This window comes from Streptomyces sp. NPDC060194 (assembly GCF_042728285.1).
Taxonomy (GTDB): Bacteria; Actinomycetota; Actinomycetes; order Streptomycetales; family Streptomycetaceae; genus Streptomyces.
The window spans coordinates 1-5,660 of the sequence record NZ_JBHWZH010000231.1 but is presented as its reverse complement, the minus strand read 5'-3'; the positions used below and the strand labels follow the sequence as shown (position 1 = coordinate 5,660).

At 75.0% G+C, this 5,660-nt stretch carries 4 protein-coding genes; 3 read left to right on the top strand and 1 reads right to left on the bottom strand.

Annotation, left to right across the window (positions count from 1 at the left end):
- Positions 1 to 218 precede the first annotated feature (218 nt).
- Positions 219 to 1,337 carry an NDP-sugar synthase gene (locus ACFWEG_RS27980; RefSeq protein WP_387220620.1) on the top strand — a complete coding sequence of 373 codons (1,119 nt, stop codon included), beginning with the start codon at positions 219 to 221 and terminating at the stop codon, positions 1,335 to 1,337.
- Positions 1,338 to 1,343: 6 nt separating this feature from the next.
- Here the strand turns inward: ACFWEG_RS27980 and ACFWEG_RS27975 are convergent, their stop codons facing one another.
- A complete protein-coding gene (locus ACFWEG_RS27975; RefSeq protein ID WP_387220617.1) occupies positions 1,344 to 2,558 on the bottom strand; it encodes a nucleotide sugar dehydrogenase in 1,215 nt (404 codons plus the stop codon).
- A gap of 244 nt (positions 2,559 to 2,802) precedes the next feature.
- Between ACFWEG_RS27975 and ACFWEG_RS27970 the strand changes: the two genes are divergently transcribed.
- Together ACFWEG_RS27970 and ACFWEG_RS27965 are read left to right on the top strand one after the other, a co-directional pair.
- The gene (locus ACFWEG_RS27970; protein ID WP_387220615.1) at positions 2,803 to 4,512 is read left to right on the top strand and encodes a glycerol-3-phosphate dehydrogenase/oxidase; all 1,710 of its coding nucleotides are present in this window, start codon (positions 2,803 to 2,805) and stop codon (positions 4,510 to 4,512) included.
- Positions 4,513 to 4,736: 224 nt separating this feature from the next.
- The coding region (locus tag ACFWEG_RS27965; RefSeq protein ID WP_387220612.1) for a serine/threonine-protein kinase at positions 4,737 to 5,660 on the top strand (924 nt) is incomplete at its 3' end.

Here is a 5,660-nt window from a genome sequence, read left to right as displayed (position 1 = left end):
GGGCGGCACCGGAGATCCGGCGCCGCCCCGCGCGCGTGTCCGGGGGGTTGCGGCCGCCCCGACGCGCGCGGCGATGTTGACCGCTCCGTAACCCGTCCGCCGTTTGCCGGGGGAACGCGGGTGGCAGGATAGGCCCACCGTTCGATCGGTGGGACCGGCGCTGGGGGGCGTCGCGGGCCGGAGCGCCCGACTGGTCCCGACTGCCAGGGGGACCAGCCATGACCGAAGCGATTCTTCTCGTCGGCGGCCAGGGGACGCGCCTGCGTCCGCTCACCAGCCACACGCCCAAGCCGCTCCTTCCGGTGGCGGGCGTCCCGTTCCTCGCCCACCAGCTCGCCCGCGCGGCCGCCGCCGGGGTGCACCGGGTGGTCTTCGCCACCTCCTACCTCGCCGAGCTGTTCGAGCCGCACTTCGGGGACGGGGCCGTCTTCGGCCTCGACCTCGTCTACGTCACCGAGGCCGAGCCGCTGGGCACCGGCGGCGCGATCCGCAACGCCGCCGACCACCTGACCTGCGGCCCCGACGAGCCGGTCCTCGTGCTCAACGGGGACATCCTCTCGGGCCTCGACATCGCCGCGCTGCGCGACGGCCACCGGGCGTCCGGCGCCGACGTCAGCCTGCACCTGACCCGGGTGGCCGACCCGCGCGCCTTCGGCCTGGTCCCCACGGACGCCGACGGGCGGGTCACCGCCTTCCTGGAGAAGCCGCAGACGCCCGAGGAGATCGTCACCGACCAGATCAACGCGGGCGCCTACGTCTTCACCCGCGCGGTCATCGACCGGATACCGGCCGGCCGGGTGGTGTCCGTCGAGCGCGAGACGTTCCCTGACCTGCTCGCGACGGACGCCGTCGTCCGGGGCGTCGTCGACGACACGTACTGGCTCGACCTGGGGACGCCGGCGGCGTTCGTGAAGGGCTCCGCGGACCTGGTGCGCGGGCGGGTGTCCTCACCCGCGCTGCCCGGTCCGGTGGGCGACGCGCTCGTGCTCGACGGGGCGTTCGTCGACCCGCTGGCCGTGCTCAGCGGGGGCACCGTGGTCGGCGCGGGGGCCGTGGTCGGGGCGGGCGCGGTCGTCGAGGGCAGCGTGGTGCTGCCCGGCGCGCGGATCGCCGGGCGCGCCCTGGTGCACCACAGCGTGGTCGGCCGGCACGCGGAGGTCGGTGCGGGGTCCCGCCTCGACTCCGTCGTGGTGGGCGACGGGGCGGTCGTCGGGGCGGGCAACGAGCTGCCGGCCGGCCTGCGGGTGGGCTGCGGGGCCGTCCTGGCCGACGAGAGCGTGCGGATGTCGGCGGCCCCGTCGACGTGCGCGGCGGCGCACGTCGGGGCGCGGCGGTAGGGGCGCTCAGAGGCGGTGGGCGGCGCCCGTCGGGCTGGTCCCGCGGGTGTCGAGCAGGAGCTGGGCCTTGACGGCGAGGCCCTGCAGGTCGTAGGTGCGGTGGTGCTGGAGCAGCACCGTCAGGTCGGCGTCGGCCGCCGCCTCGTAGAGCGGGTCCGCGCGGGGCACCGGGCGGCCCAGGACCCGCCAGTCGGGGACGTAGGGGTCGTGGTAGCTGAGCGAGGCGCCCATGCCCATGAGGCGGGTGGCGATCTCCTGGGCCGGCGAGCCCTGCTGGTCGGCGAGGTCCGGCTTGTAGGTGACGCCGAGGAGCAGCACGCGCGCCCCCCGCGCGGACTTGCCGTGCTCGTTGAGCAGGGCGGCGCAGCGCTGGATGACGTAGCCGGGCATCCGCTGGTTGACCTGGGAGGCGAGTTCGACCAGGCGCAGCGGGCGGTGCGGGCCGATGGTGTCGACGGGGACGCCGTGGCCGCCGACGCCGGGGCCCGGGCGGAAGGCCTGGAATCCGAACGGCTTGGTCTCGGCGCAGCGGATGACGTCCCAGAGGTCGACGCCGAGTTCGTGGCAGAGCATCGCCATCTCGTTGACCAGGGCGATGTTCACGTGCCGGTAGTTGGTCTCCAGGATGTGCACCGACTCCGCCTCCCGGCAGCCGCGCGCCCGCACCACCTTGTCCGTCAGCCGTCCGTAGAAGGCCGCCGCGGACTCGGTGCAGGCGGGGGTGAGGCCGCCGATCACCTTGGGGGTGGCGGCGTAGCCGTGGGTGCGGTTGCCGGGGTCGAAGCGGCCGGGGGAGTGGGCGAGGTGGAAGTCGCGGCCCGCGCGCAGACCCGACCCGTCCTCCAGGATCGTGCGCAGCAGCCCCTCGGTGGTGCCCGGGTGGACCGGCGACTCGATGATGACGGTGGTGTGCGGGCGCAGCCGGCCGGCCAGCGTGCGGGCGGCGTCCGTGGCCGCGGTGAGGTCGAGGGTCCCGTCGGGGCCGGCGGGGACGGGGGCGCAGATCACCGCGGTGCGGACCCGGCCGAGTTCCCCCGGGTTCGCGGTCGGGCGGAAGCCGGCGGCGAGCATCCGGCGCAGGTCGGAGGGGGGCAGCGGTCCGGCCGCGGGGTCGGTGGGGCCGGCCTGGTAGCCGATGGTGCTGATCCCGGCGGCGACGGCCGCGCGGGCGAGGGGGAGGCCGAGCGGGCCGAGGCCGATGACGGCGAGATCTGCGGGCATGTGGGGGACCGTCCTTTCCTGAGGGCAGACGGGCGGGACGCAATGTCAGACTAGGAGTAAATATGACCGTCATGACGGATTTGTGGACAACCGCCGACTGTGTTGCGCCGGGAGTGGCAGGCTGATGTCGCGGGCCGGTGGCTGAAGCGCCGGCACGCGGACAGAATCGGGGGACGAGGCACGTCCGGATACGCCCCCGGGCCCGCGACGCGATCCCGGGCCCCGACCGCAGCGGGAGGCAGCAGTGAGGACAGCGACACTCGGACCCGGGCAGCGCGCGCAGGCGCTCGCCGCGATGGCCGAACGGGAACTCGACGTGCTGGTGGTGGGCGCCGGGGTGGTCGGCGCGGGCACCGCGCTGGACGCCGCGACCCGCGGTCTGTCCACCGGTCTGGTCGAGGCGCGGGACTGGGCCTCGGGCACCTCCAGCCGCTCCAGCAAGCTGATCCACGGCGGCCTCCGCTACCTGGAGATGCTCGACTTCGCCCTGGTCCGCGAGGCCCTGAAGGAACGCGGGCTGCTCCTGGAGCGCCTGGCCCCGCACCTGGTGCGCCCGGTGCCGTTCCTCTACCCCCTCAAGGGCAAGGGCTGGGAGCGGCTCTACGCCGGCTCCGGCGTCGCCCTGTACGACGCGATGTCCTTCTCCTCGGGCCACGGCCGCGGCCTGCCCGTCCACCGCCACCTCACCCGCAAGCACGCCCTGCGGGTGGCGCCCGCCCTGAGGAAGGACGCGCTGGTCGGGGCCCTGCAGTACTACGACGCGCAGATGGACGACGCCCGCTTCGTCACCGCCCTGGTCCGCACCGCCGCCGTCTACGGGGCGCACGCCGCCAACCGGGCCCGGGTCACCGGCTTCCTGCGCGAGGGCGAGCGGGTCGTCGGGGCCCGCGTCGAGGACGTCGAGGCGGGCGGCGAGTACGAGGTCCGCGCCAAGCAGGTCGTCAACGCCACCGGGGTGTGGACCGACGACACCCAGGCGCTCGTCGGCGAGCGCGGGCAGTTCCACGTCCGCGCCTCCAAGGGCATCCACCTCGTGGTCCCCAAGGACCGCATCCACTCCTCCACCGGGCTCATCCTGCGCACCGAGAAGTCCGTGCTCTTCGTCATCCCCTGGGGCCGGCACTGGATCGTCGGCACCACCGACACCGACTGGGACCTCGACAAGGCCCACCCGGCCGCCTCCAGCGCCGACATCGACTACCTCCTTGAGCACGTCAACTCCGTGCTCGCCGTCCCCCTCACCCGGGACGACGTCCAGGGCGTCTACGCCGGCCTGCGCCCGCTGCTCGCCGGCGAGTCCGACGCCACCAGCAAGCTGTCGCGGGAGCACACCGTCGCGCACCCGGTGCCCGGCCTGGTGGTCGTGGCCGGCGGCAAGTACACGACGTACCGGGTGATGGCCAAGGACGCCGTCGACGAGGCGGTCCACGCCCTGGACCAGCGGGTCGCCGAGTGCGTCACCGAGGACGTGCCGCTGATCGGCGCGGACGGCTACCGCGCGCTGTGGAACGCGCGCGCCCGGATCGCCGCCCGCGCGGGGCTGCACGTGGTCCGCGTGGAGCATCTCCTGGGCCGCTTCGGCTCCCTGACGGAGGAACTGCTCGACCTGATCGCCGCCGACCCCTCGCTCGGCGAACCCCTCGCGGGCGCGGACGACTACCTGCGCGCCGAGATCGTCTACGCGGCCTCCCACGAGGGCGCCCGTCACCTCGACGACGTGCTCACCCGCCGGACCCGGATCTCCATCGAGACCTTCGACCGGGGCACCCGCAGCGCCCGCGAGTGCGCCGAGCTGATGGCCCCGGTGCTCGGCTGGGACAAGCAGCAGATCGACCGCGAGATCGAGCACTACGAGAAGCGGGTCGAGGCCGAGCGCGAGTCCCAGCGGCAGCCCGACGACCTCACGGCGGACGCGGCCCGGCTCGGCGCGCCGGACATCGTGCCGCTCGGCTGACGGGGCGTCTCCCGCCGGGCGGGCGGCCCGTGCCGCGGCTCTTGCCCCCGGGGCCCCGCGGGGGGAGGGTGGGGGCGGCCGACCGGGCCGCGGCCCGGTGTGGGGGCGCGCGGGCCGGGTACCCGGCCCATGAACGCGGTGCGTGGACCCGCGGCGTCCGGCGTCCCCGGCGTGGGTGACAATGGTGGCTCTGCCAGGGCGGGTTCGGGAAGCAGAGGGGACGCATGTCGGAGGCGAAGCAGGCCGGGACGACCGAGGCACGTCTCCTCGCGGGGCGCTACCGGCTGGGCGAGGTGCTCGGCAAGGGCGGCATGGGCACGGTCTGGCGGGCCGCCGACGAGACCCTGGGCCGGACCGTCGCCGTGAAGGAACTGCGCTTCCCGAACCAGATCGAGGACGACGAGAAGCGCCGGCTCATCACCCGGACGCTGCGCGAGGCCAAGGCGATCGCCCGGATCAGGAACACCGGCGCGGTCACCGTCTACGACGTGGTCGACGAGGACGACCGCCCGTGGATCGTCATGGAGCTCATCGAGGGCGCCTCGCTCGCCGACGTCATCCGCGAGAAGGGCACCCTGACGCCCCGTCGGGCCGCCGAGGTGGGCCTGGCGATCCTGGACGTGCTCCGCGCGGCGCACCGCGAGGGCATCCTGCACCGCGACGTGAAGCCGTCCAACGTCCTGATCTCCGACGACGGCCGGGTGGTCCTCACCGACTTCGGCATCGCCCAGGTCGAGGGCGACCCGTCCATCACCTCCACCGGCATGCTCGTCGGAGCGCCGTCCTACATCTCGCCCGAGCGGGCCCGCGGCCGCAAGCCGGGCCCCGCCGCCGACATGTGGTCCCTCGGCGGGCTGCTCTACGCCTGCGTCGAGGGCGTCCCGCCGTACGACAAGGGCTCCGCGATCGCCACGCTGACCGCGGTGATGACCGAGCCGGTCGAACCGCCCCGGGCGGCCGGCCCGCTGGAGACGGTCATCTACGGCCTGCTCGCCAAGGACCCCGACCAGCGGCTCGACGACGCCGGCGCGCGCTCGCTGCTCACCGCGATCGTCGACGCCCCCGACGAGGCGGAGGCGGAGCCCCCGGCCGACGCGACCCGCGCCGTGGCGCTTCCGCCGCAGCCCGCCGCGCCGGCGGAGGAGCGC

Bases quoted from the DNA above. Each gene is read 5' to 3' on its own strand.
- ACFWEG_RS27980 (WP_387220620.1), top strand. From the start codon at position 219: ATGACCGAAGCGATTCTTCTCGTCGGCGGCCAGGGGACGCGCCTGCGT.
- ACFWEG_RS27975 (WP_387220617.1), bottom strand. From the start codon at position 2,558: ATGCCCGCAGATCTCGCCGTCATCGGCCTCGGCCCGCTCGGCCTCCCC.